Consider the following 22,938-nt stretch of genomic DNA (forward strand, 5'->3'; position numbering starts at 1 on the left):
CTTACTCTCCCGCCTTCGATGCTGTAGTCATTGTTGTTGTTTTCCTTTGCCAGCAGCCTGCACCATCAGGTAATAATTGTTCAATAGTAATTGAGTCGGTGCTAATTTGCATAATTTTGCCATAAAACAGCCCGATACGACTCCCTACTTTAGCTTTATGTAACGCGCCATCGTTGCTTTTTAATAATGCCCACTTTTCCCCCTTAACGGCAAAGTTGCCAGCAAGTGCAAGGGCATCTACACCATAAGCCTCCAATGCTTCCTTAGTGCGTTGAAAGTTGGGTTGTAGACAGTTTTCTACCCTTGCTTTAGCTACCGGCGCCGTATTTTTTCGCGGACGGTCGAAAGGGCTTCTAAGCGTACTTGCAGTATAGCTAAATGGAGGGTGTGTTTTGAATTCTGGGTAGGGTTCTATTTGAGGCTGTGCGCGCTCCTTAACACTTTGTGTGTAGGCCTGAAGATCGTCAAGCTTAGGCGAACAGCCTGTTATAAGTAATACGATTAAAAGAGATAAAAGCGAACGAATCATTGTTCATCTCCTTCAATATCTGAAGCATTTTCAGAGCGATAGGTTTTAGCTTGTAATTTAAGAGATAAACCGCCTACTTCGCGCTTAATATCAAAGTCGTGTAGCGTAACAATACGAGGTAAGTCGGCTACTTTAGACACGAATTCGCCGAAGTTATGATAACCTCCGCTTACTTCCATTTCGATAGGAAGCTCGGTGTAGAATTCCTTTGGTACTTCTTGTTGCCAGTTAAGGAGTTCAAACGTTAGCCCAGCTGACGTACCCACGTACGTGATGTCATCAAGCAGGCCTGGCGTTTCGTTACTGGTTGGCAGACTTTTCAGCATGGAAGAGAAGTCTTCTTTTATCTTTGCAAGTTGTTCCTCATACGCTTCTAAATTAGCCGCAATGCGATATTTAGCCTCAAACTGCAGTTTCAGCTCTTGCTCCTTTAGCTCGGCGGCATCCATAATCGGTAGTTTAGGGCTTACCAAGGTGTAGTAGCTTATTGCACCTACCAATATGGCAAGAAACGCAGCGACAACTATGCGGACTTCGTTCGGCCAAATTGCGATTTGTTCAAAGTCGAGTTCGTTGAGTTCTTTTAGTTTCGAGACATCAAACTTCATGATTCCTTCGCCTCACTACTTACGATTTCTAAGGGAGCAACGTTCGGGTTTATCGAAAACGTAAGCGTAAAGTTGCTAATCGCTCTAGCCGCGCTGCTGTCAGATTTTATGGTAGAAAGCTCTGCGCCCACGAATACTTTTGAATTATCTAGTGCGCGCATAAAATCTGATAAGCGGTTGTTTGAGTCGCTAATCCCTTCTATCGTGATGATGTTATTGGTTCTTGTCATAGATTCGAAAGCCACACCTTGGGGGACCAGCTTGGCAAGCTCATCAAATACAATAGGGGCCACGTTACGGTTTGCTTGTAGTTGCTCAATGAGTGCCATACGCTGCTCAACCGCACTCTTTCTTTCTTTTACTTTTTTAATCTCACCAATTTGCGCATCAAGCACGGCTATTTCACGTTCAAGGTATTGGTTACGCGAGTTTTGATTATTAATCTGCTGGTCGATAGCTTGACCAATAAACCAAAAAATTAAGCCCACAATAGCAGCAACCGCAACTAGGCCTGCCAAGTATTGTTGCTTTTGATGTTGGCGCTGCTTTTCTCGCCAAGGCAGTAAATTTACATGTGCCATGGCGTGAAGCTCCGGCTCGCCAGACCCGCTGCTATTGCAAGCTGAGGTGCAATTTTACTAAGTCGTGCAGTATCTAGTTTTGGGTTTATAGTCATATTACTAAATGGGTTGAAGCAATCTACTTCAAGGCCTAAGTCTTGTTTCAGAATGTCTACCAGTGGTTCGATGGTCGCTGCGCCACCACTTAACAGAATTTTCTTTGGTCGCTCAGCATGCAAGGTGCTCATGTACATCTGAAGAGCGCGGTTAATATTCTGCTGAAGGTTAGCTGCAAAAATGGGAAGGGTGTCTTCTACCCAATTGCCTGAAAGCGTCCCGTCTAGTAACTGACGCTCTGCCACCTCTCTTTCGACCATATGGATGGCACTAATATCATTGATCAGTTGGTTAAGCCCAAATGCATGCTCTTTCGTGTAAATCACATCACCGTTTTTAATCACGCATATTTGAAGCAACGAGGCGCCCACATTTATGCAGCAAAGCGGTTCATCTTCAGCTTGCGGAGCGTGGAAAAAATCCAATGCATTACCGATAGCGTAATTTTCCATATCGACAATTTTAGGCTCGAAGTTAGCCTCTCTTGCTAGCAACAACCTACTGTCGACGAGATCTTTATGAGCGGCCGTTAATAAAACATTGACCTTACCAGTGTGAGTCGCGCTTGGCCCCATTTCTTCAAAATCTAAATAGACCTCCTCAAGGGGGTAGGGAATAAGACTATCTGCTTCTATCTCAATTTGATTTTCAAGGTCGTAATCGTTTTGCTCAGGTTCCATATAGACTATTTTGCTAATAACAGACGTTCCCGCTACTGCTACATTCGCCAGCTTTAACTTTGTTTTTAACGATTTACGGATTTTTTTCAGCGCAACGCTAACCGATTCATAATCTTTAATATCTCGCTCTGAAAAAGCGATCTTTGAGATGGGTTCGCAGGCATACCCTTGAAGGACGAACCCGTCTTTTGATTGTTCTAGCCACACCGCTTTTATTTGACGCGTGCCTATGTCTAAGCCCACAATGGGCGGCAGCTTTTTTTTGAACAGCGATTTCATTTACAAGTGTCCAGTTTCAAAGGTAGTTGCTCTAAAGTACAATATTACTCTATTAGTATTGTGCGTATGGTTCTACAGATAACACATACGTATAGAATATACGTCATTTCAACAAAATGTCTTGGTATCCGTTACAGTGAAGTACATTAAACCACTTTTTTTATTTAGCTTTCTATCAGGCCTTCTTGGTTTTGCAGCACTGGTAGGTATTTACTTTTATATCAAACCTGACCTACCAAGTGTTACTGTACTTAAGGATGTACAACTGCAAACCCCTATGCAGATATACACTAAAGATGGAAAACTTATTTCACAATATGGAGTTAAACGGCGGATCCCGGTAAAACTTGAGGAAGTTCCGCAAGAATTAATTGACGCCATACTGGCTACTGAAGATAGCCGCTTCTACGAACATCACGGCATTGACCCCATTGGTATTGTACGTGCTGCAGTAAGTCTAGTACTTACGGGCGAAAAGCGTCAGGGCGCAAGTACATTAACTATGCAGCTAGCAAGAGGGTTCTTTCTGAGCCGTGAAAAGACCTACGTTCGAAAAATAAAAGAAATTTTCATTGCGCTGCATATGGAGCAAGAACTTTCCAAACAAGAAATATTAGAGCTGTATCTAAACAAAATTGAGTTAGGGCACAGGGCGTTTGGATTTGGTGCTGCTGCTCAGGTGTATTATGGCAAACCGCTAGACGAACTTTCTTTAGCGCAAATTGCCACTATTGCTGGTCTGCCCAAAGCCCCCTCGGTACTTAACCCTGTAAGCGGCCCAGAGCGTTCGGTTGAGCGTCGACGTGTTGTACTTCTTCGAATGTTAGATGAAGAATACATAACTAAAGCCCAGTTCGATGAAGCGGCTAATGCGCCGGTTACAGCTAAGAAACACGGAGCCGAGATAGAAGTTGATGCGCCATATTTAGCAGATACCATTTACAATGAAATGGTCGAAATTTATGGGAAAGAAGAAGCGGAAACGGGCGGTTACCAAGTTTACGCTACAGCAACGTCTGACCTGCAACTTGCGGCACAACGCGCAGTGGTGAGAAACCTTCATGATTACGATGAGCGTCATGGGTATAAAGGCCCGTTGGGGTACTTATGGGATATCCCTAAGCAAGAAGGTAAAGATGACGTCATTCCCCAGCTTTCCTTAAGCTTTGACGTAAGTAATAAAACAACACGAGAAGGGTGGGACAACGAATCACTCATGCGTGTGCTTGAAGAAATTCCTCATATCAAACCCTTATTACCGTCTGTAGTTACAAAGGTAAATGATCAGTCAATCGATGTGCTTGCCGTTGATGGAAGAACCATTACGGTAGAGTGGGACGGCCTCGATTGGGCTAGACGCTACATTACGGATTTTAGGCAGGGTAGTGACCCTAAAACCGCCTCAGATGTAACCCAAGAAGGCGCAGTAATTTATATCAGGCAGCAAGAAGGGCAGTGGCGTATTTCGCAAATTCCAGAAGTAAGCGGTGCCTTTATTGCGCTTAATCCTCAAAATGGCGCTGTTGAAGCTGTAGTTGGCGGCTATAGCTTTTACCAAAGTCAATTTAATAGGGCGACCCAGGCAAAACGACAGGTGGGTTCGAATATTAAGCCTTTTGTTTATTCAGCAGCAATAGACAGTGGTTACACACTTGCGTCAATTATAAACGATGCGCCTATAAACCAATGGAATGCCGCTACCGGCGTCGCTTGGCGACCGCAAAACTCACCGGCAGAGTACGATGGCCCAATAAGAATGCGCAAAGCCTTGGGCAAATCTAAAAACGTGGTATCGGTACGTTTACTACGTGGTGTTGGTCTAAGAGAAACGGCAGATTATTTAACCCGATTTGGTTTCAATAAAGACGACATTCCATTAGATGAAACCGTATCTCTAGGTTCGAGTTCACACACCCCACTTGAAGTCGTAAGAGGTATGTCGGTCATCGCGAACGGCGGTTACTTAGTAAACCCTCATTTCATTAGCAAAGTACTTGATGAAAACGGCGATGAACTTTGGAAAGCAAACCCTGTGTGGGCATGTAATCGTTGCGAAAACCAAAGCGAGCAAGAAATGCTGCCTGAAGACGAAGAAGCGGATATTGAAGCCTTGCTAGCCGCTGAGTTAAACCAAGATATCTTACTAGGTGACGCCGACCTTGATGAAAACACTGAAAAAGCGATAGCGCCTCAGGTCATTACGGCTCAAAATGCCTTCTTAGTTTCAGAGATGATGCGTACGGCTGTTCGAGCAAATGGAAATTGGAGCAAAAAGACCTATTGGTTAGGCACAGGTTGGCGTGCTCGAAATATTCTGCAGCGCACCGATATTGCTGGTAAAACAGGCACAACGAACGATTCACGAGATACCTGGTTCAGTGGTTTCCATAAAGATTTGGTGGCAACGACCTGGGTTGGGTTTGACAATATGGGCCGTCAACTGGGACGTGCCACACGTAATCAAAATTTGATTAATAAGGACCCTGAGAAGTTCAACTGGATTGGTAACGCTTTGATTGGTATCGAAGATGGCGCGAAAGCGGCGGAGCCTGCATGGATAAGATTTATGCAGCACGCCCTTGAAAATAAACCGCATACGCCTATGCCCGTACCAGAGAATATAGTGCGTGTTCGCATTGATCGTACCAGTGGAAAGTTGACCAGACGTACAGACCATACGACACTATTCGAATATTTCCTGCAAGGTACGGAACCAACCACTTACGTTCGCGATGACGAAGTGTTAGATCCAGCCACGCAGGACAAGACAACTGCGCCAGAGCCAGAAGAAATATTCTAATTATAAAAAAGCACGCTGTGTGCGTGCTGCTTTAGGCGAAGGCGATGTATTTGCCCTGAACTCATTATCGGAAAACCAATGTCAGAAGATTCACAGCGATATCTTTATATTCCTCATGCCGGCCCATCTTTGCTGGAAACCCCCCTACTGAATAAAGGCAGTGCGTTCACAGCACGTGAGCGTGCGGCCTTTAACTTAACTGGTCTAGTGCCTCCACGGTATGAAACGATTGAAGAGCAGGTTGAGCGTGCTTATATGCAATACAGCAGCTTTGACGAAGCACTAAACAAGCATATTTATCTGCGCGCTATTCAAGATAACAATGAAACCTTGTTTTATCGTCTGATTCAAAAGCACATTGATGAAATGATGCCTATCATCTACACCCCAACTGTAGGTGATGCATGCGAACAGTTTTCTGACATTTATCGCAGTTCACGCGGCTTGTTTGTGTCTTATGAAGAACGTCATCAGCTAGATGACATCGTTCGCAATGCGACAAAGCGCAAAGTGAAAGTGATTGTTGTGACTGACGGTGAGCGCATTCTAGGCTTGGGTGACCAAGGTATAGGTGGTATGGGCATTCCTATCGGAAAGCTATCGCTTTACACCGCTTGCGGGGGAATTAGCCCTGCGTATACTTTACCAGTGATGTTAGATGTAGGAACTAACAACGAAAAACTGCTTAATGACCCTATGTACATGGGCGCGCGCCACCCGCGTATAGGGCAGGAAGAGTACGACGAATTTGTTGATATGTTCATCAATGCGGTGAAGCGACGCTGGCCTGACGTGATGATTCAATTTGAAGATTTTGCACAGCCAAATGCTATGCCGCTATTAAACCGCTATCGCAACGACGTGTGCTGTTTTAACGACGATATTCAAGGCACCGCTGCAGTTACTCTTGGCACTATTCTGGCGGCGTGTAAAACCAAGCAGCAAAAGCTAAGAGACATGAAAGTTGTGTTCGTTGGGGCGGGCTCTGCGGGCTGTGGTATTGCTGAAATGCTAATTCAGCAAATGGTATTTGAAGGCCTTACTGACGAACAAGCGCGTAAGCAAGTGTTTATGATTGACCGTTTTGGTTTGGTAACTGAAGGCATGGAAGGTTTGCGCGACTTTCAACAAAAACTTCAGCAGAAGAATGCCGATTTGGCAGATTGGACATTCAGCGGTGACTACGCCTCTTTGTTAGATGTGATGCACTGCGCGAAACCAGACGTACTTATTGGTGTTTCAGGTCAGCCAGGCCTATTCACTGAGCAAGTTATCCGTGCCATGAAGCAAGGTTGCGAACTGCCGATTATTTTCCCGTTAAGCAACCCTTCTCGCCAGGTTGAAGCGCGTCCAGAGCAAGTAATTGAATGGACCGAAGGTGAGGTTATTATTGCAACCGGTAGCCCGTTTAAGCCTGTTGAGTACAATGGCAATGTCATCCCTATTGCTCAGTGTAATAACTCTTATATTTTCCCTGGTATTGGTCTTGGTGTTGTTGCATCAAAAGCGAAGTTAATTAGCGATGAAATGCTAATGGCAGCAAGTAATGCTCTGGCGGCAGCGTCGCCATTAGTCAACACCGGTCAAGGTTCATTATTGCCACCACTTGCAGCTATCGCGGAAATTAGCCGTGAGATCGCTTTTGAAGTAGGAAAAGTAGCGATGGAGCAGGGGCTAGCCTTGGAAATGTCTGACGACGCACTGCGCGCCAGCATTGAGCGAAACTTCTGGAAAGCTGAATATCGCCCTTATAAGCGGGTAAGCATTTAATCTGCACAAAACTTTAAAAAAGCAGGTGAAACCTGCTTTTTTGTGCCTATAAATTAGGTTTTCTCCATTACTTTTCTATCATTAACAGAAATAACCAAACGTAATTTGTTTGCTTTTTATCCACCTCGCGAAGTAATCGTTAACCAATGTAAAATGGTGTTGCTTATGCGCAACATTTCCTTCATCCCTCCCACTTCTTTTATTGCCTTGTTATTATTAAATTGTTGATATTTATAGTTTAATTTTAATTGGCACAATGATTGATAAACCTCTTGTCAGTTACAAAAAGGAGCAAGAGGTGTTATTGATGACAAAGTTAAAAAACAAGGTAAGTCCTTTCTGCACACGAGTTATTAAGCGCTCATTCTCTACGTCGTTAGTTATGGCAGCTCTTGCAACACTGTCCGCTTGTGATGCAACTAATGTTGATGTTGTAGCACATGATGTAAAGGCTACGGAAAAAGCTATCGAACCTGCTTCGAAAAGCCCTGTTGATGAACAAAGTGAAATGTTTGTTTACTTGGATGAATCCGACCTAATTGACGCCTACTACAAGGTTAAGTAACTCGAAATTATACGTTTACATGCTATCGATATAGCCACCGTTTCTGCTGTTAAATCTTATCGGTGGGTATCGATTAGTACCAGTTTGCGGGCAATGGACTGCTCGCCTTTTATTGTTAAAGCCGTGCTTTGTATCTCTGCAAAGTGCGGCTTTTTTTATGTCAGTAACCGTATATCCCCGTTTATTAGTCGACAGTGATGAGCTATAAGTCTTTAAAAGCTGTTCTTAATAGCTATGTATTGCAGTAACTTAATAAATAAAGAAACTATAAGGATTTGCTATGTCGACAGAAGATAACTACACACCGCCAGAAGTTTGGACCCAAGCTGAAGATGATGGTAACAAGTGGGCAAGTATTAATCGTCCTGTGTCTGGCGCTACCCACGAAAAGGATCGTCCGATTGGCGAACATGGTTTGCAGCTTTACTCGTTAGCCACGCCTAACGGTCAGAAAGTGACTATCATGCTAGAAGAGCTGTTGGCAGCAGGTGTAAGTGAAGCAGAGTACGACGCTTGGCTTATAAATATTGGTGAGGGCGAGCAGTTTTCTTCAGGGTTTGTTGACGTAAACCCCAACAGTAAAATTCCGGCAATGGTCGATACTACAACGTCACCAGAAACCAAGCTTTTTGAATCCGGTTCAATTTTGGTTTACCTGGCAGAAAAGTTCGGTAAGTTCATACCGCAAGACGCCCATGCTAAAGCCGAGTGTTTCAACTGGCTATTTTGGCAGGTAGGCTCGGCGCCTTACTTAGGTGGCGGCTTCGGGCACTTCTATAGCTATGCACCTTACCCAATGGAATATCCTATCAATCGCTTTACTATGGAAACTAAGCGCCAGCTAGACGTGCTAGATAAGCACTTAGCAAATAATGAGTTTATGACGGGAAGTGAATACAGCATTGCAGATATGGCTATATGGCCATGGTACGGCAATTTAGTGCTTGGCAACCTATACGACGCAGCAACGTTTCTTCAAGTACACGAGTACACCAACTTGGTACGATGGGCTGAACAGCTAGAGCAACGAGAAGGCGTCAAACGAGGTCGTATTGTCAACAAAACCTGGGGCGATGACGGCCAGCTAGCAAACCGCCACAGCGCAAAAGATATCGACGACGCCCTCGCCAACACCTAAATAATGGGGTCAGAGTCCGGACTCTGACCCCAATTTTTAAATGAGCTCTGCCACACTTTTAAGATAAGCTTGTTGAAGTGGTGTGAAATCCCACTCATTCAGGGCCTCATTAAATTCAAAGTTGCCCACACGGCCTCGCCAGCGTTCGTTAGGCGCTGCAGACCAGTTTTTCATATACACTAACTTTCCATGCAGGCAGTGTAACACTTCAAGTTTTGGTGCTTCTGCCGCACTGTAAGTTACATGTTCAAAGACAATAGCGCCTTCTTCACAGTCTTGGTCAAAAAATACAAAACCCCGGTACCCTCCCTTTTCGGTAATGGTAATGAGTGATGCATATTCTTTACTCTCGGACACTTTTCTCAGCGCCGGCAAATAGCCATCAACTCGCTTAATTTGAAGCCCTTTTGATTTGTGATGCCATTGCCAACCTGAACTGCCCATAAAAGTTAACTCGTTGTTTTTATTGTTAATACGCCAAAGCGTTTCAAAGGTATTCCAAGACGCAAAGGCAATGATGCACAACATTATAAAACCGGTGATGAATATGAGTGGCTTTGTCATGGTGCAAGCCCTTATTCGTTTGCGAATATTTAGTTTCTTATTTACGAAAAAAGCACACGTCTAGACTTTTATTGCAAAAAAGTAATTCGCTCTGTTCTATCCCTTTATAGCTTCTGTCGAACTCAGATAGTCTACACGTGGGCTGAATAATCCATAGAATCTGTAAACTTCACCAGCTTTTAAGATGCCAAACAATAGCGACAAATAGCTTCAGCTATTCCCAGTCATACAAAGCTCGCCGGTGCTTACCTTCGTCATACGAAGCTCCAATAGCAAAAACGGATATGTAAAAACTTCCATCTGATAACGAGTGTTTTAGCGTGATTTAAAAACACGATTATCATTATCTATTTTGTTTACTTTAATTGTTTAGATGAATCGGCGATTATCTTTTTAAACGAAAAAGGTGATTAACAAAAACGTTGTTGGTTACTTATGTTATGCCCAGTTTTGGCGAGACAATTAGTAAAGCTAAAAAGAGGGCGAGAAAAGAACTAGAAGGAATTCGCAATGAGTAAGTGTCCATTTTCAGGTACAGCTATAAACCCTACCACGCTAACGTCTAGCAATGGTGCGCCCGTTGCCAATGACAATCAAAGTCGAACCGCGGGTCCTCGCGGCCCCGTTACTTTCGACAACCATTATTTGTTCGAGAAGCTTGCGCACTTTAACCGCGAGCGAATTCCAGAGCGCGTAGTTCACGCCAGAGGCAGCGCAGCATATGGTACGTTTACGCTAACTAAAAGTTTGTCTGATTATACTATTGCCGACTTCTTGCAAAAAGAAGGGCAAAAGACCGATGTGTTCTTGCGATTTTCTACGGTAGGTGGTGGTCAAGATTCAAGTGATTACGCCCGTGACCCACGTGGTTTTTCTGTGAAGTTTTACACCGAACAGGGTAACTGGGATATGGTGGGGAACAACACGCCCGTATTCTTCTTGCGAGACGGCATTAAGTTCCCTGACTTCATACACAGCCAGAAGAAGAACCCACGTACTAACTTGCCAGATCCGCAGGCGGTATATGAGTTTTGGGCAAACAACCCTCAGTCATTACATCAATCAACAATTTTGATGTCTGACCGCGGTATTCCGCTTTCCTATCGCCACGTGAATGGCTATAGCTCACATACTTTAAGCTTTTGGAATAACGCAGGTGAGCGCTATTGGGTGAAATGGCACTTTAAAACTAATCAAGGTATTAAAACACTCACTAACGAAGAAGCAGCGAAAATGCCTGCCTTTGGTGCGCAACAAGACCTTGTTGAAAGTATTGATAACGGTGATTTTCCAACGTGGACAGTAAACGTGCAGATCATGACCGAAGAGGAAGCTCGTAATTATCATATCAACCCGTTTGACTTGACCAAAGTATGGCCGCACAGCGACTTCCCATTAATTGAAGTAGGACAGTTGGAGTTGAACCGCAATGTTGATAACTACTTTGCAGAAACTGAGCAAGCAGCGTTCGCGCCGAGCAATTTGGTACCGGGTATTGGTGCGTCGCCAGACAGAATGCTTCAAGCACGATTAATTGGATATCAAGATGCGCACAGATACCGCATTGGTGCAAACTACAACCAGATACCGGTAAACGCACCACGTTGTCCAGTACACAATTATCAGCGAGATGGCGCTTTTGCAGGGATCAACCCAGCGCTTGCGGGAGGTGGAGCAAACTTCTATCCGAATAATCGAGCGCGAATTGGTGAGCCTGCTGAAATGTCAGAGGTACAAGAGCCACCGATGCCATTAGAGCAAGATGCATGGTTAGACATTTATGATAACCGTGATGAAGACAACTACTCTCAGGCAGGTGATCTGTACCGCATTATGAGTGAAGATCAAAAGCAGCAGTTAGTAAACAATATCGCTGATGGTTTAAGCCAAGCGACTCAAGATGTTCAAGAAGCCATGTTCGTTCAATACGACTTAGCAGATAGTGACTACGGGGCTCGTGTTAGAAAGGCGGTAGCCAGCAGATAAAGTAAATGGGGTCAGAGTTAATTTTGGAAAATGTACTCTGACCCCGTTTTGTTACTGGGTCGCGACTAGGGCGTAAACGTGTAAGCGAATGGCCTGAAGTGCGCGTTCTTTCCAATTGTTCCAAGTAATGCGGTTGCTAATTTCGTGCTGGTTTAAGGTAATGTACCCGTGATTTAGCGCCCAAACCTGCATAGCCACATCTTGCTTTTCTTCGACAGACAAATCTTTTTTAATCAGCGCCGCGGTAAGCTTAGTTAGCGTGATAAACGCTTTTTCACCTGCCTCGATAGCTTCATCCGATGGCGTATAGTCTTTCAAATTAGAAGCAAAAATTAGTCGATAATGAGCCGCGTGAGTTTCTGAAAACGTTAAAATACGCTCGCAGCCATTAATCACTTTTTCCGCCGCAGTATTGCCATCCGCCGCCAACATTTCACGCTCTACCAATCCAAAACCTTCAATATAGAGCGCATCTAGGATGCCCTGCTTACCTTTAAAATGGCTATAAATGCCGATAGTAGACATACCAGCGCCTTCGGCTATAGCACGCACGCTCAGCGCATTTGTACCGCCTTTTAAAAACAGTGCTGAAGCAGCATCTAAGATCTTTTGTCGGGTATCTTTTTTCATTTACACATCATTTACATGTTGCGCAATATAACACCGTTATGTAGAGTGGGTTAATAACGCTGTTATATCTCTTGGTTTAACACTTAACCTGCCTGCCCGCAGGTTATTCATAAGGACACTATATATGAAAACTGAGCAATTAACCTGCGATTATTTGATTGTAGGCGCTGGCGCGGTAGGGATGGCATTCGCCGATGTACTGCTCCACGAAACAAACGCCAACATTTTGATTGTAGATAAAAATGCGAAGCCCGGCGGGCATTGGAACTACGCTTACCCCTTCGTCACCCTACACCAGCCTTCAGCGTTCTATGGTGTGTGCTCAAAAGAGCTTAATCGGGGCGTAATCGACAAGTGCGGAATGAATGAAGGCCTAATGGGGTTAGCTTCAGGGCAAGAAGTTAGCGCGTATTTCGATGCGGTCATGAATGAAACCTTTTTACCTTCAAGTCGTGTGCAGTATTACCCGCTTTGCGAATACAAAGGAAATAAACAGTTTGTATCAACCTTAAATGGCAAGCACTATAACGTCACCGTGAACAAGAAAATTGTTGATGCCACTTATTTAAATACCAATATTCCACTTACCCATACTCCAAGCTTTACTCGCGACAACGATGTTGCATTTACGCCTGTTAATACCGTGGTTGAAAATATCGAAGGCTTTGATAACTACGTGGTGGTCGGTGGTGGTAAAACAGGTATTGATACCTGCCTATGGCTGCTCGAAAACCATGTGGCCCCAAATAACATCCATTGGGTGGTATCGCGAGATGCGTGGTTACTTAACCGTAAAAATACCCAACCCTTGGATGACTTCTTCTTCGACTCTATTGGGGCGCAAGCGAATCAGATGGAAGCTATTGCTGCGTCAACTTCCATTGAAGATATGTTCGACAAATTGGAAGAGCGCGGTGTTTTACTGCGCATTGATAAGGAAGTAAGACCGAGTATGTTCCACGGCGCAACGGTGAGCGAATTGGAGCTAAAAGCTTTACAAACGCTTCCGTCTATCGTTAGGGAAGGTCGGGTTAAGCATATCAGCCGCGATAAACTCCAATTTGAAAATACAACATGGAGTATGCCGGATAACGCCCTTGTTATTGATTGTTCTGCCTCAGCGTTGACTAATTTAGAGATGAAAGCGGTGTTTGATGGCGACACCATCACCCCTCAAACAGTGCGTGCCTATCAACCTGTTTTTAGTGCGGCTCTTATTGCCCACGTTGAGGCTGCCTACAGCGATGAACAACAAAAGCAGATGCTGACACAAGTGGTCCCGCTGCCTAATCGGGACGTCGATTGGTTGCCAATGACAGCCGCCATGTTACGAAATATGCAGATTTGGGGTGAAGATTCAGCGCTTAAAGCGTGGATCTACCATTGTCGGCTGGATGGCTTTTCAAAAATAGTACACGGCGTGGCAAAAGACGATATGCAAAAAATGCAGGTATTAGGGCGTTTGAAAGAAGCTGCGGTACCTGCCATGCAAAAGCTGATGACCTACATACACAGCTTAAAAGCGAGCGGGCAACTTTAAGAGGTTATAAATAACGATGAAACAGTTTCAAATAGACAAAACGAACCCAAACCGCTTTCGGATAATGCAAACAGCTGATAGCCCTGATAGCACGAAGATAGAGGGAGCTGGAAAGGCGAAAAGCCTAGTAATCAAAATTGAAAGGTTCGCGTTTACTGCTAATAACCTGACCTATTATATGGTGGGTGACAAGCTTGGTTATTGGCAGTTTTTTCCACCTGTTAATACAAGTAGTAACGAAAACTGGGGCGTTATTCCTGTATGGGGCGTGGGTCAAGTAATTAGCTCTGAAAACGATGCAGTAGAAGTTCGGAGTCGTTTTCTTGGCTATTTTCCGCCTGCTGAATATTTGGTGATGGGTAATACCACAATTAATGGCAGTAACCTTATTGACTGCAGTCCTCATCGCTTGAAGTTGCCGCAAGGTTATAACGTCTATCGTCCACTACCGGCTCAAAGGAGCGATGCTAACGCTGAAGTAAACACTAAGCAGCACGAGCAAGAAAACTTTCAGATGTTGCTGTGGCCGCTATATGCAACGTCTTACTGTTTATTAGAAGTAGTCGATGCTATACCTGAGTCAAAAAGACAACAGTTATTAGTGCTAAGTGCTTCAAGCAAAACCAGTTTAGGGCTTGCTTTTGCGTTAAAAGAAGCCGGTATTAGCGCGATAGGCGTCACCTCTGAAAAGCGTGTTGCATCCCTAGAAGCATTGGGTGTATACAGCGCCGTTATTAGCTATGAACAACTGGAAATACTGCAACTGAAAAGCACTGTTGTGGTCGACATGTCCGGTAACGCTCAGGTCAAAGAGTCAATTAGACATAGACTTGGTGCGCACCTAACCAGATACATCAACGTTGGGCTTACTCATTGGCAGGATGTTAAGGCCACAAGCGATGAAGAGTTCTTCTTTGCGCCTGCTCATATACAGCAGCGCATGTCTGAGATTGGAGCTGCTGAGTACCAAAAGTTGAGTAGCGGGTTTGTATCAAAAGCCATTGCGTGGAGCGCCGGTTGGTTGAACGTTAAAGAGCGTGAAGGGTTGAGCGCATTACAAGATGACTTTAGCCAGCATCAACAAGGTCAGATTCCTTCAAATGAAGGAAGAATATACACACTTGTTTAGCGTGTAACCGAAGCACACGTTCTAAGTTCGAGCGCATTGATAAAAGCGCTCGGTCAAAGGCAATATCAAACGTATTGATTAAAGTAATCGGTGACTTTAGGCCATAAGTGCTGACATTTTCGTGAGAAAAACTTCATGTGGCCTATTTCTTTTACGTTATGAGCCTGCGGGTCGAGTTCCTCCACCTCGGCTTCCATATTGGGGAAAACGCTAATCATATCATGGACGTTGTGAATATTAGCAATGTCATCGTCATTGGCGAGTAACCACTTAGAAGGAATTTGAATAGTGTCGTAATGGTGCTGGTTAACATCACTGCCAAACCCTGTTTTTACGTAGCCTTTGCCGTTACACCATTTTTGCCATTGGCGTGCTACTTTTTTAGGTAGTGGTTCTCCCATGCCTACCCACTGTGATTTCGTATGGCCGAACAGTAAATTACTTACTGGGATATAGAAATTCATAAAGAAATGCGCTTTTAGCAAATAGCTTTTACGCATGTTTCGCAAGCTTCCTGATGAACTACCAAAGTTACAAAAAGCAGTGAGGTCGTGTACGTTATGCATCAAACCCAGTAGTTGACCACCTGCGCTATGGCCAACAAGAAAATAGGGTACATTAGGGAAATGAATCTTTAGTGCCTCTAGCACCGCCGGCATATCTTGTTCACCCCAGGTTACTAGTGATGCATCGCTTTGTTTAACGCTACCCTTTACCGACTCGCCAATACCTCGGTTATCGAACGTGATAACGCCAAACCCTTGCTCGCATAAATAAGTGGCAAATGCGCTGTAAAACTGACGTTTAATACCCGTAGCAGGACCAATCATTATGGCTGCTTTTGCAGGGCTGACTGGAGAGAAAAGGGAAGCTGCAAGCGGAGTACTATCAGCACAGGCAACAGTGATATCTTTAACACTCGTATTCTTTTGGGTGTCTTGTTGCTTTATTTTGCTCGACATGGAAAATCTCGAAAACTCATCTGGTCTAACCAGTAAACCTTCTGCACCAATAAAATGCAATATCCTAACTATTTATTTTGTTGATAGTTAGTGCTGAGTAATGAGTGAAGTGCAAGGAGAACGCAAATGCTATCGCTTAGCTGGGATAAGTAAGCGATAGCATTAACGTTTTTAAATAGATAGGTCTCACACCGTAAGGGTAAACACTTTAGAATTACGCTGGAAATTATACAGCTCTTTTTTCACGGCAGGTAAAGCACTAATGTCTGCGGGCTCAAACCCTTGTTCTAGGAACCAGTGCGCTGTTACCGTTGTTAATACAAATATGCTGTTAATACCAGCTTCTTTAGCACGCGTTCGTACTTCATCTAGAATCCGTTCGCCACGGTTTTTGCCGCGATAATCTTGGTGGGTCGCCACGCAAGCTAGTTCGGCACAGCCATCTTCTGGGTACAAATATAAAGCGGCGCAGGCGATGATCATGCCATCACGCACGATTACAATAAATTGGTTAATCTCACTTTCTAAACGCTCACGAGAACGCTTCACTAACACCCCGCTTTCTTCTAGCGGTTTTATTAGCTTTAAGATCCCGCCCACATCTTCGATGGTCGCTGCACGTAATTGCTCGTAATGGTGTTCCATAACTAGCGAGCCCGTTCCGTCGCGGGTAAACAATTCTTGAAGTAAAGCACCGTCCTTTTCAAAGCTGATACAGTGAGCGCGAGGCACACCGGCAGCTACGCTGGTGGTAAGGGCGCTTAACACCGTATCTTCCGTGGTAATGTCGCCCGCCATCATCAACTGTTCTAGCTGAGGACGTTCAATGGTGCGAAGTAAACGACCTTCGCGGTTGTATACGCCATCATAGTTTGAAAATACGATAAGTTTGTCAGCTTTAAGGGCGATAGCTGCCTGTGTAGCTACATCTTCATGGGATAAGTTAAATACTTCACCTGTTGATGAATAGCCCATAGGCGATAGCAGCACAATCGAGCCATCGTTAAGATGGTCGTTAATGCCAGTAGTATCAATACGACGCACTAAACCGGTGTTTTCAAAGTCTATACCGCCACGTACGCCCATAGGTTTGGCCACTACCAAGTTGCCCGAGCACACCCGTATTTGTGCACCATGCATGGGGGAGTTTGGAAGCCCCATAGTAAGTAGGGCTTCTACCTGTGAACGAACCGAACCTGCGGCGTCTTTTACACATTCAAGGGTTTGCTTATCGGTAATGCGCACGCCGTTTTCGAAACGGCCTTCTATACTGCGTAACGCAACACGCTGGTCTATTTGCGGTCTGGCGCCGTGCACCACTACCACACGTACGCCAAGGCTGTTCAATAGAGCGATATCTTGAATTATGTTGGGAAAATTAGGATGTTCAATGGCTTCGCCACCGAACATCAGTACAAAGGTCTTTCCCTGATGAGCATTAATGTATGGCAGTGAACTGCGAAACAGTTTTATGCCATCTTGCTGCGCTAGTACCATCTAAGTAGTTCCTTACCGCTACCCTTGCTTATCCAAGTCTTCCAGCTCTTGATACAGTGCTTTTGTCACGGTTTCTTTGCTGGTGCCGCCCAAGATATTGCGTTGATTAACGCCGTACTCTAGCTGTAGTACCGGGTATACGTCGTCTTCAATTTTATCGCAAATCGCCTGCATGTCGCTTAGCGGTAAATCTTCAATCGCACAGCCTTTATCTATGGCCTGAAGCACGACACGGCCCGCGATATCGTGGCCTGTTCTAAACGGTACCCCTTTGCCTACCAAGTAGTCGGCAAGCTCGGTTGCGTTAGAAAAGCCTTGAGTCGCCGCAGTACGACAGCGTTCTTCATTAAGCTGCAGTGAGTCGAGCACTTCGCTGGCAATGCATAAACAAATATGCCACTGATTTACCGTATCGATAGCGCCTTCTTTGTCTTCTTGCATATCTTTGTTATATGCAAGTGGAAGACCCTTCATGGTAACCAAAAGTGCTTGTAACGAGCCAAATACTCGGCCGCATTTGCCACGCATTAACTCTAGTGCATCTGGGTTCTTTTTCTGCGGCATAAGCGACGAACCAGAAGTTACGCTATCGCCCAACTGCAAGAAACCTGCTTCGCCAGAGTTATAGAAAATCATATCTTCAGCAAGACGCGATAAGTGCATCATGCTGGTGCTGGCCACAAACAAAAGTTCAAGAACGAAGTCTCTGTCCGATACGGCATCAAGGCTATTTAGGCAGGGAGAGTCGAAGCCTAACTCTTCTGCAATAGCGTGGCGGTCTACAGGAAACGTGGTACCTGCCAATGCGCCAGAGCCTAAAGGGCACTGATTCATGCGCACTTTAAGGTCGTCTAACCGGCTTAAGTCACGCTTTAGCATTTCGACGTAAGCTAAGCACCAGTGTGCGAAATGAATAGGCTGTGCACGCTGTAAGTGAGTGTAACCTGGAATAATGGCTTCTTGATGACGGCTTGCGGCATTTAGAAGTGATTTAATAACACCTAAAACATCAGCGCGAAGTGAGGCAATATGTTCTCGTACCCACAGGCGAAAGTCGGTAGCCACCTGGTCGTTACGGCTACGACCTGTGTGTAGTTTACGACCAATATCGCCAAGCTTTTCAATAAGCGCAGCTTCTACAAAGCTGTGAATATCTTCTTCGCTCGATGCGTTAAAGTCTAACTCTCCTGCATCGGCTTTCGCTTTTAACTCGCTAAGTGCTGCTTCAAGCTGGGCTTGTTCGTCAGCAGTTAGTACGCCTGCCTTTTGCAGCGCACGAGACCAGCTGATAGAGCCTTGAATATCTTGGCTTGCCATGACTTGGTCAAACGGCAGCGAGTCGTTAACCTGTTTAAACATACTACTTGCACCGGATTCAAACCGGCCACCCCACAACGCCATGCGATGCTCCTTAAATACTGTTTGTTGCCTTTGCTACCCGCGCGTAGCTGTTAAAAGCTACGCGCGGTATACAATTAACCTTGATTTTTTAGTGCTTCAATACGACTTGAAAGACTGAATAGGCGGATAAAGCCCTCAGCGTGCTTCTGGTCGTAAACATCGTCTGCACCAAAGGTAGCAAAGTCTTCAGAGTAAAGGCTGTTGGGCGATTTACGCTGGGTAACAGTAGCTTGGCCTTTATAAAGCTTAACCACTATCTCGCCTGTCACTTTCTTAGCGAAAGAAGCAGCGCCTGCAAGTAGCGCATCGTTAAGGGCAGTAAACCAACGGCCATCGTACATAACGTGTGAGAACTCAAGGCCAATTTGCTCGCGGTATTTAAGCGCCGCTTTGTCTAGCACCATGGTTTCAAGCGCTTTATACGCTTTAAGTAATACAGTGCCGCCAGGCGTTTCATAACAGCCACGAGACTTCATGCCTACAAGGCGGTTTTCAACAATGTCGATACGTCCAACACCGTGCGCTGCTGCGACTGTGTTTAGCTTAACAAGTGCTTGATAAGGCGATAATGCTTCACCATCAACGTGGGTCAGTTTACCTTCGTCAAAAGACAGGGTGACGCGCTCAGGCGTGTCTGGTGCATCTTCTGGGTCAACCGTCATGGTCCACACTTGCTTGGTAGGCTCTTGCCATGGGTCTTCAAGCTCGCCGCCTTCGTGTGAAATGTGCCATGCGTTTGCATCACGGCTGTAAATTTTTGTCGCTGACGCTGTTGTCGCAATATTACGTTCAGCTAGGTAAGCAAGTAAGTCTTCACGGCTTACCATGTCCCATTCACGCCACGGCGCGATAACGGTAAGATCAGGGGCTAGGGCGGCAAAGGTGCTTTCAAAACGCACCTGGTCGTTACCTTTACCGGTGCAACCGTGACATAGGGCGTCGGCACCTACTTTACGGGCAATCTCAACTTGCGCTTTTGCGATTACCGGGCGCGCCATTGACGTACCAAGTAAATATTCACCTTCGTATACCGCACCTGTCGTGATAGTAGGGAAGATATATTCGCTTACGAACTCTTCTTTCAAATCAACAATGTGGCACTCGCTTGCGCCAGATGCGATAGCTTTTTCATGAAGGCCTTCTAGCTCTTCATCACCTTGGCCCACATCTGCCGCAAATGCTACAACTTCACAGCCATAGTTTTCTTTGAGCCATGGAATGATGGCTGATGTATCAAGCCCGCCTGAATAGGCCAGCACGATTTTTTTTACGTTTTGCATCTATGTAATCCTTTTAAGCGTCTTTTCAGGCGCCTGCTTAGGCGTTAAGTAATTGAGTAAGAATGGCGTTTTGGCCATGCATTCTATTTTCAGCTTGCTGCATTAAGAGCGACTTGTCGCTATCAATTAACGAGCCTGTAATTTCTAGGTCGCGATGGGCAGGCTGGCAGTGCATAACATAGCTAGCACCCGTTGCCTCCATCAGTTTTTCATTTACCTGATAAGGCATGAACTTTTCTTTGATCACCTCAAGTGGAGTATCGTCACCCATTGAAAGCCATGTATCTGCATAGATAACGTCTGCGCCGTTAGCGGCACTAAGGTCTGTGCTTTCAACAATCGATACGCCCGTTTTCTCGGCAATTGCTTTGGCCTGCGCCACAATTTCAGGGGCCGCTTCGTGGCCTTCTGGTGTTACTACCACTTGGTTGCAACCTAAAAGTGCACCAACAATTAATAGTGAATGGGTCACATTATTGCCATCGCCTACATATGCCATGGTAAGACCTTCGGTCTTGCCAAAGCGTTCAAACATAGTGAGGTAATCGGCAAGGCCCTGACATGGGTGGTATTTATCGCACAATGCGTTAACTACTGGCACTTTTGCTGCCTTAGCAAAGGTCTCTAGGGTTTCGTGAGAAAACACGCGAGCGACAATAGCGTCAGCCCAGCAGGCTAGGTTAGCTGCTGTATCCACTGCATCTTCTCGACCTGCTAATTTGCCCGACTGTGCATCTAAGTACACCATATGACCGCCAAGCTTATTAATACCAATATCAAAGCTTACGCGGGTTCGCAAAGACGGTTTTTCAAACAGGGCAACAATTGATTTCCCCGCTAGCACATTACTGTAACTTGCTGGTGCTTGTTTAATTTCTACAGCCAATTGCAGCAAGTTTTTCATTGCGTCTGGTGTCCAGTCTGCAAAAGTAAGTAGGTCCTGTTTCATTGTACTTCTCCGGCATTGCCTTTTGTTGCGTCGGTGTGGTGTAAGTCAGCGTTTGTCGACTCTGAGTTTGCCAGCGCTGCGGGCAGAATTTGTGTGCCCGTTTTCTTATTTAAAATATCGTTGATATCAGCAGCCCAGCTTGCGATGTAAACCGCGCGATCTAGGCTTTCTGCAGACGCAAGTGCCGCATCTACTTTTACTTTCATTCCGTCTGTGATCACGCCTTCCTCAGCGTACTTTGAAATACTTGCAGCGTTAAGTTCGCTAATTAGCACTTTGTCGCCGTCTAGTACACCTTCAACATTAGAAAGTAATAAAAGTTCCGCGTTAAGAAGTTCAGCAATAACCGTGGCTGCTTGATCAGCATTTACATTCAGTAATCTACCTTGGGGGCTTGAACCAATAGAGCTAATTACGGGAAGTGTAGACTGCGCTAGTACGCTTTTTAGGAAAGAAGCATCAGCTGTTGAAGGTACACCTACCGCACCATATTGATCAGCTAGTGGTTCGCATACCACCATATTTCCATCTAGCAGAGATAAACCAACTGGCGTAATACCCGTGGCAAGTGCCGCTGCACAAAGCTGTTTGTTCGCAGAGCCTGCAAGTGCGCCACAGATATAAGGCATGTGCTCATCGGGCGTAACGCGAAGGCCATCAATTTTCGTACTTTGAAGACCTAGGCTTGCCATTAGGGTCTCAACCAACGGGCCGCCACCGTGCACGACCACTACGGGGCGTATGGCTTGAACTTCTTTTACGCTTAAAAATAAGCGTGTCATTGCTGCTGCATCGTCAAGCAATGCACCACCAACTTTAATTACGATAGGTGAAACACTCATAGTACTAACCCTGTTTCTACTGGTTGTTTCGTCATTATGTTTAGGCACTGTATAGCTTGAGAAGCAGCGCCTTTCATTACGTTATCTATAGCCGCTGTTACTACAGCGTATCCAGATGTTTCGTCCAGCTTCCAGTGAAGATCAACAAATGGAGTATGAGCAACGTCGTCAATTTTTGGAAAACTCTTGCGCAAACGCACAATGGGTTTATCAGCATAGGCGTCAGTGTACGCTTGTTCAAGCTGCTCGCTGGTGGTACCAGCTTTAACCTTCACGGTGACCGTTGCCAAGATACCTCTTTTGAAGTTGCCAAGGTGCGGCGTGAAGATAACGGGCGTGCCTAAATACGCTTCAATTTCAGGCGTATGACGATGACCTAACACGCCATATGCTTGAAGGCTGACCTCAAAAAAGCTGGTGGTTAAACTGGCTTTTCTACCCGCACCCGATACGCCGGAAACTGCGTTAATTACAGGGCGTACATTTGCATCAAGCAAGTTATTTTCAGCAAGTGGTTTAAGTGCACTAAGACTGGCCGTCGGGTAGCAACCCGGAACAGCAATTACATCTGCGCTGGCAATCTTTGCTTCGTGCCACTCGGCAAGACCGTAAACGGCTTGGGTTAGGCTTTCCTTTTGCGTATGAGGGAAGCCATAAAACTGTTCGAAAACTTGGGTGTCTTTCAACCTAAAAGCGCCTGATAAATCAAGTACCTTTGCTTTACCTGAAGATAGAACAGGCATCCAGTCGTGGCTTGCTTCATGAGGCGTTGCCAGAAAAATAAAATCAACACCGTTAGCCATCTCTTTCAGGGCAGCATCTGAGATAGGCGTGAGCGTAGCGTTGACATGGGCCAAGTTGCCGTGAAGCTGTGCGATATTTTTACCCGCATCGCTACTTTTCTCAGATACATAAGTACCCGCTAACTCAAGTTTTGGATGTTGATTAACCAACTGAACAAGTTGTGCACCTGTGTAACCACTGGCACCAATAATTGAAACGCTATACATAATTTAAAAATTCAATAAAAGGAGAAAAAAATCACTTTTTACCTTTGTAAACTGGTTGGGCGAATATCCTTGCCTAACCGCGACCACATTACAAAGGTAAAA

General features: G+C 45.2%; 20 protein-coding genes. 7 read left to right on the forward strand and 13 right to left on the reverse strand.

Annotation, left to right across the window (positions count from 1 at the left end; genetic code table 11):
- Position 1: 1 nt before the first annotated feature.
- The 4 genes from ACXAGK_RS00345 to pilM are packed head-to-tail and all read right to left on the reverse strand — an operon-like array spanning position 2 to position 2,773.
- Positions 2–529, reverse strand: a complete 528-nt coding sequence (locus tag ACXAGK_RS00345) for a pilus assembly protein PilP (RefSeq protein ID WP_474853330.1) — start codon at positions 527–529, stop codon at positions 2–4.
- On the reverse strand, positions 526–1,137 hold the full coding sequence (locus ACXAGK_RS00350; protein WP_474853332.1) for a type IV pilus inner membrane component PilO: 612 nt from the start codon (positions 1,135–1,137) through the stop codon (positions 526–528). The genes ACXAGK_RS00345 and ACXAGK_RS00350 overlap by 4 nt, the downstream gene beginning before the upstream one ends.
- Positions 1,134–1,718, reverse strand: coding sequence for a PilN domain-containing protein (locus tag ACXAGK_RS00355; RefSeq protein WP_474853334.1), 585 nt, complete (start codon positions 1,716–1,718; stop codon positions 1,134–1,136). Before ACXAGK_RS00355 ends, ACXAGK_RS00350 begins: the two co-directional genes overlap by 4 nt.
- Positions 1,706–2,773, reverse strand: coding sequence for a type IV pilus assembly protein PilM (pilM, locus tag ACXAGK_RS00360; RefSeq protein ID WP_474853336.1), 1,068 nt, complete (start codon positions 2,771–2,773; stop codon positions 1,706–1,708). The genes ACXAGK_RS00355 and pilM overlap by 13 nt, the downstream gene beginning before the upstream one ends.
- A 136-nt stretch (positions 2,774–2,909) precedes the next feature.
- Here pilM and ACXAGK_RS00365 point away from each other — a divergent pair, with 136 nt between their 5' ends.
- The 4 genes from ACXAGK_RS00365 (at position 2,910) to yghU (ending at position 9,046) form a co-directional block, all read left to right on the forward strand.
- Positions 2,910–5,573 carry a penicillin-binding protein 1A gene (locus ACXAGK_RS00365; protein ID WP_474853338.1) on the forward strand — a complete coding sequence of 888 codons (2,664 nt, stop codon included), beginning with the start codon at positions 2,910–2,912 and terminating at the stop codon, positions 5,571–5,573.
- Positions 5,574–5,651: 78 nt separating this feature from the next.
- Positions 5,652–7,343, forward strand: coding sequence for an NAD-dependent malic enzyme (locus ACXAGK_RS00370; RefSeq protein WP_474809073.1), 1,692 nt, complete (start codon positions 5,652–5,654; stop codon positions 7,341–7,343).
- A gap of 307 nt (positions 7,344–7,650) precedes the next feature.
- Entirely contained in the window at positions 7,651–7,908 is a 258-nt protein-coding gene (locus ACXAGK_RS00375; protein WP_474853340.1) for a hypothetical protein, read from the forward strand.
- 280 nt (positions 7,909–8,188) lie between these two features.
- Entirely contained in the window at positions 8,189–9,046 is an 858-nt protein-coding gene (gene yghU, locus ACXAGK_RS00380) for a glutathione-dependent disulfide-bond oxidoreductase (RefSeq protein ID WP_474853342.1), read from the forward strand.
- Between the two features lie 36 nt (positions 9,047–9,082).
- Here yghU and ACXAGK_RS00385 read toward each other — a convergent pair whose 3' ends face one another.
- Positions 9,083–9,610, reverse strand: coding sequence for a hypothetical protein (locus ACXAGK_RS00385; RefSeq protein ID WP_474853344.1), 528 nt, complete (start codon positions 9,608–9,610; stop codon positions 9,083–9,085).
- A 510-nt stretch (positions 9,611–10,120) separates the two neighbouring features.
- On the opposite strand from ACXAGK_RS00385, the gene ACXAGK_RS00390 reads away from it, so the two are divergent.
- Positions 10,121–11,596, forward strand: coding sequence for a catalase (locus ACXAGK_RS00390; protein ID WP_474853346.1), 1,476 nt, complete (start codon positions 10,121–10,123; stop codon positions 11,594–11,596).
- A gap of 51 nt (positions 11,597–11,647) precedes the next feature.
- On the opposite strand, the gene ACXAGK_RS00395 is transcribed toward ACXAGK_RS00390, so the two are convergent.
- Positions 11,648–12,226, reverse strand: coding sequence for a TetR/AcrR family transcriptional regulator (locus tag ACXAGK_RS00395; protein WP_141151490.1), 579 nt, complete (start codon positions 12,224–12,226; stop codon positions 11,648–11,650).
- Between the two features lie 124 nt (positions 12,227–12,350).
- Here ACXAGK_RS00395 and ACXAGK_RS00400 point away from each other — a divergent pair, with 124 nt between their 5' ends.
- Positions 12,351–13,766 carry an NAD(P)-binding protein gene (locus tag ACXAGK_RS00400; protein ID WP_474853348.1) on the forward strand — a complete coding sequence of 472 codons (1,416 nt, stop codon included), beginning with the start codon at positions 12,351–12,353 and terminating at the stop codon, positions 13,764–13,766.
- Positions 13,767–13,782: 16 nt separating this feature from the next.
- Positions 13,783–14,895 (forward strand): DUF2855 family protein, encoded by a 1,113-nt coding sequence (locus tag ACXAGK_RS00405; protein ID WP_474853350.1) that lies wholly within the window; start codon positions 13,783–13,785, stop codon positions 14,893–14,895.
- A gap of 65 nt (positions 14,896–14,960) precedes the next feature.
- Here ACXAGK_RS00405 and ACXAGK_RS00410 read toward each other — a convergent pair whose 3' ends face one another.
- The 7 genes from ACXAGK_RS00410 to argC all read right to left on the reverse strand — a co-directional run bounded on the left by ACXAGK_RS00410 (position 14,961) and on the right by argC (position 22,836).
- A complete protein-coding gene (locus ACXAGK_RS00410; RefSeq protein WP_474853351.1) occupies positions 14,961–15,857 on the reverse strand; it encodes an alpha/beta hydrolase family protein in 897 nt (298 codons plus the stop codon).
- A gap of 186 nt (positions 15,858–16,043) precedes the next feature.
- Positions 16,044–17,354, reverse strand: a complete 1,311-nt coding sequence (gene argA / locus ACXAGK_RS00415) for an amino-acid N-acetyltransferase (RefSeq protein ID WP_474853353.1) — start codon at positions 17,352–17,354, stop codon at positions 16,044–16,046.
- Between the two features lie 18 nt (positions 17,355–17,372).
- Positions 17,373–18,755 (reverse strand): argininosuccinate lyase, encoded by a 1,383-nt coding sequence (gene argH / locus ACXAGK_RS00420; protein WP_118490460.1) that lies wholly within the window; start codon positions 18,753–18,755, stop codon positions 17,373–17,375.
- Between the two features lie 74 nt (positions 18,756–18,829).
- Positions 18,830–20,035, reverse strand: a complete 1,206-nt coding sequence (locus tag ACXAGK_RS00425) for an argininosuccinate synthase (protein ID WP_334050339.1) — start codon at positions 20,033–20,035, stop codon at positions 18,830–18,832.
- Positions 20,036–20,072: 37 nt separating this feature from the next.
- Complete coding sequence (locus ACXAGK_RS00430) at positions 20,073–20,984, reverse strand: ornithine carbamoyltransferase (RefSeq protein ID WP_474853356.1); 912 nt, start codon at positions 20,982–20,984, stop codon at positions 20,073–20,075.
- Positions 20,981–21,826 (reverse strand): acetylglutamate kinase, encoded by an 846-nt coding sequence (gene argB / locus ACXAGK_RS00435; RefSeq protein ID WP_474853358.1) that lies wholly within the window; start codon positions 21,824–21,826, stop codon positions 20,981–20,983. The genes ACXAGK_RS00430 and argB overlap by 4 nt, the downstream gene beginning before the upstream one ends.
- Complete coding sequence (gene argC, locus ACXAGK_RS00440; protein WP_474853359.1) at positions 21,823–22,836, reverse strand: N-acetyl-gamma-glutamyl-phosphate reductase; 1,014 nt, start codon at positions 22,834–22,836, stop codon at positions 21,823–21,825. Before argC ends, argB begins: the two co-directional genes overlap by 4 nt.
- Between the last annotated feature and the right edge of the window lie 102 nt (positions 22,837–22,938).

Source organism: Alteromonas sp. ABM1_013 (genome assembly GCF_056160505.1).

What these genes read in the sequence shown, in the direction of transcription:
- ACXAGK_RS00355 (WP_474853334.1), bottom strand. Translation starts at nt 1,718, where the DNA reads ATGGCACATGTAAATTTACTGCCTTGGCGAGAAAAGCAGCGCCAACAT.
- ACXAGK_RS00430 (WP_474853356.1), bottom strand. Translation starts at nt 20,984, where the DNA reads ATGAAACAGGACCTACTTACTTTTGCAGACTGGACACCAGACGCAATG.
- argB (WP_474853358.1), bottom strand. Translation starts at nt 21,826, where the DNA reads ATGAGTGTTTCACCTATCGTAATTAAAGTTGGTGGTGCATTGCTTGAC.
- argA (WP_474853353.1), bottom strand. Translation starts at nt 17,354, where the DNA reads ATGGTACTAGCGCAGCAAGATGGCATAAAACTGTTTCGCAGTTCACTG.
- ACXAGK_RS00375 (WP_474853340.1), top strand. Translation starts at nt 7,651, where the DNA reads ATGACAAAGTTAAAAAACAAGGTAAGTCCTTTCTGCACACGAGTTATT.
- ACXAGK_RS00425 (WP_334050339.1), bottom strand. Translation starts at nt 20,035, where the DNA reads ATGCAAAACGTAAAAAAAATCGTGCTGGCCTATTCAGGCGGGCTTGAT.
- ACXAGK_RS00345 (WP_474853330.1), bottom strand. Translation starts at nt 529, where the DNA reads ATGATTCGTTCGCTTTTATCTCTTTTAATCGTATTACTTATAACAGGC.
- ACXAGK_RS00390 (WP_474853346.1), top strand. Translation starts at nt 10,121, where the DNA reads ATGAGTAAGTGTCCATTTTCAGGTACAGCTATAAACCCTACCACGCTA.
- ACXAGK_RS00410 (WP_474853351.1), bottom strand. Translation starts at nt 15,857, where the DNA reads ATGTCGAGCAAAATAAAGCAACAAGACACCCAAAAGAATACGAGTGTT.
- ACXAGK_RS00405 (WP_474853350.1), top strand. Translation starts at nt 13,783, where the DNA reads ATGAAACAGTTTCAAATAGACAAAACGAACCCAAACCGCTTTCGGATA.
- ACXAGK_RS00400 (WP_474853348.1), top strand. Translation starts at nt 12,351, where the DNA reads ATGAAAACTGAGCAATTAACCTGCGATTATTTGATTGTAGGCGCTGGC.
- ACXAGK_RS00385 (WP_474853344.1), bottom strand. Translation starts at nt 9,610, where the DNA reads ATGACAAAGCCACTCATATTCATCACCGGTTTTATAATGTTGTGCATC.
- argH (WP_118490460.1), bottom strand. Translation starts at nt 18,755, where the DNA reads ATGGCGTTGTGGGGTGGCCGGTTTGAATCCGGTGCAAGTAGTATGTTT.
- ACXAGK_RS00395 (WP_141151490.1), bottom strand. Translation starts at nt 12,226, where the DNA reads ATGAAAAAAGATACCCGACAAAAGATCTTAGATGCTGCTTCAGCACTG.
- yghU (WP_474853342.1), top strand. Translation starts at nt 8,189, where the DNA reads ATGTCGACAGAAGATAACTACACACCGCCAGAAGTTTGGACCCAAGCT.
- ACXAGK_RS00370 (WP_474809073.1), top strand. Translation starts at nt 5,652, where the DNA reads ATGTCAGAAGATTCACAGCGATATCTTTATATTCCTCATGCCGGCCCA.
- ACXAGK_RS00350 (WP_474853332.1), bottom strand. Translation starts at nt 1,137, where the DNA reads ATGAAGTTTGATGTCTCGAAACTAAAAGAACTCAACGAACTCGACTTT.
- argC (WP_474853359.1), bottom strand. Translation starts at nt 22,836, where the DNA reads ATGTATAGCGTTTCAATTATTGGTGCCAGTGGTTACACAGGTGCACAA.
- pilM (WP_474853336.1), bottom strand. Translation starts at nt 2,773, where the DNA reads ATGAAATCGCTGTTCAAAAAAAAGCTGCCGCCCATTGTGGGCTTAGAC.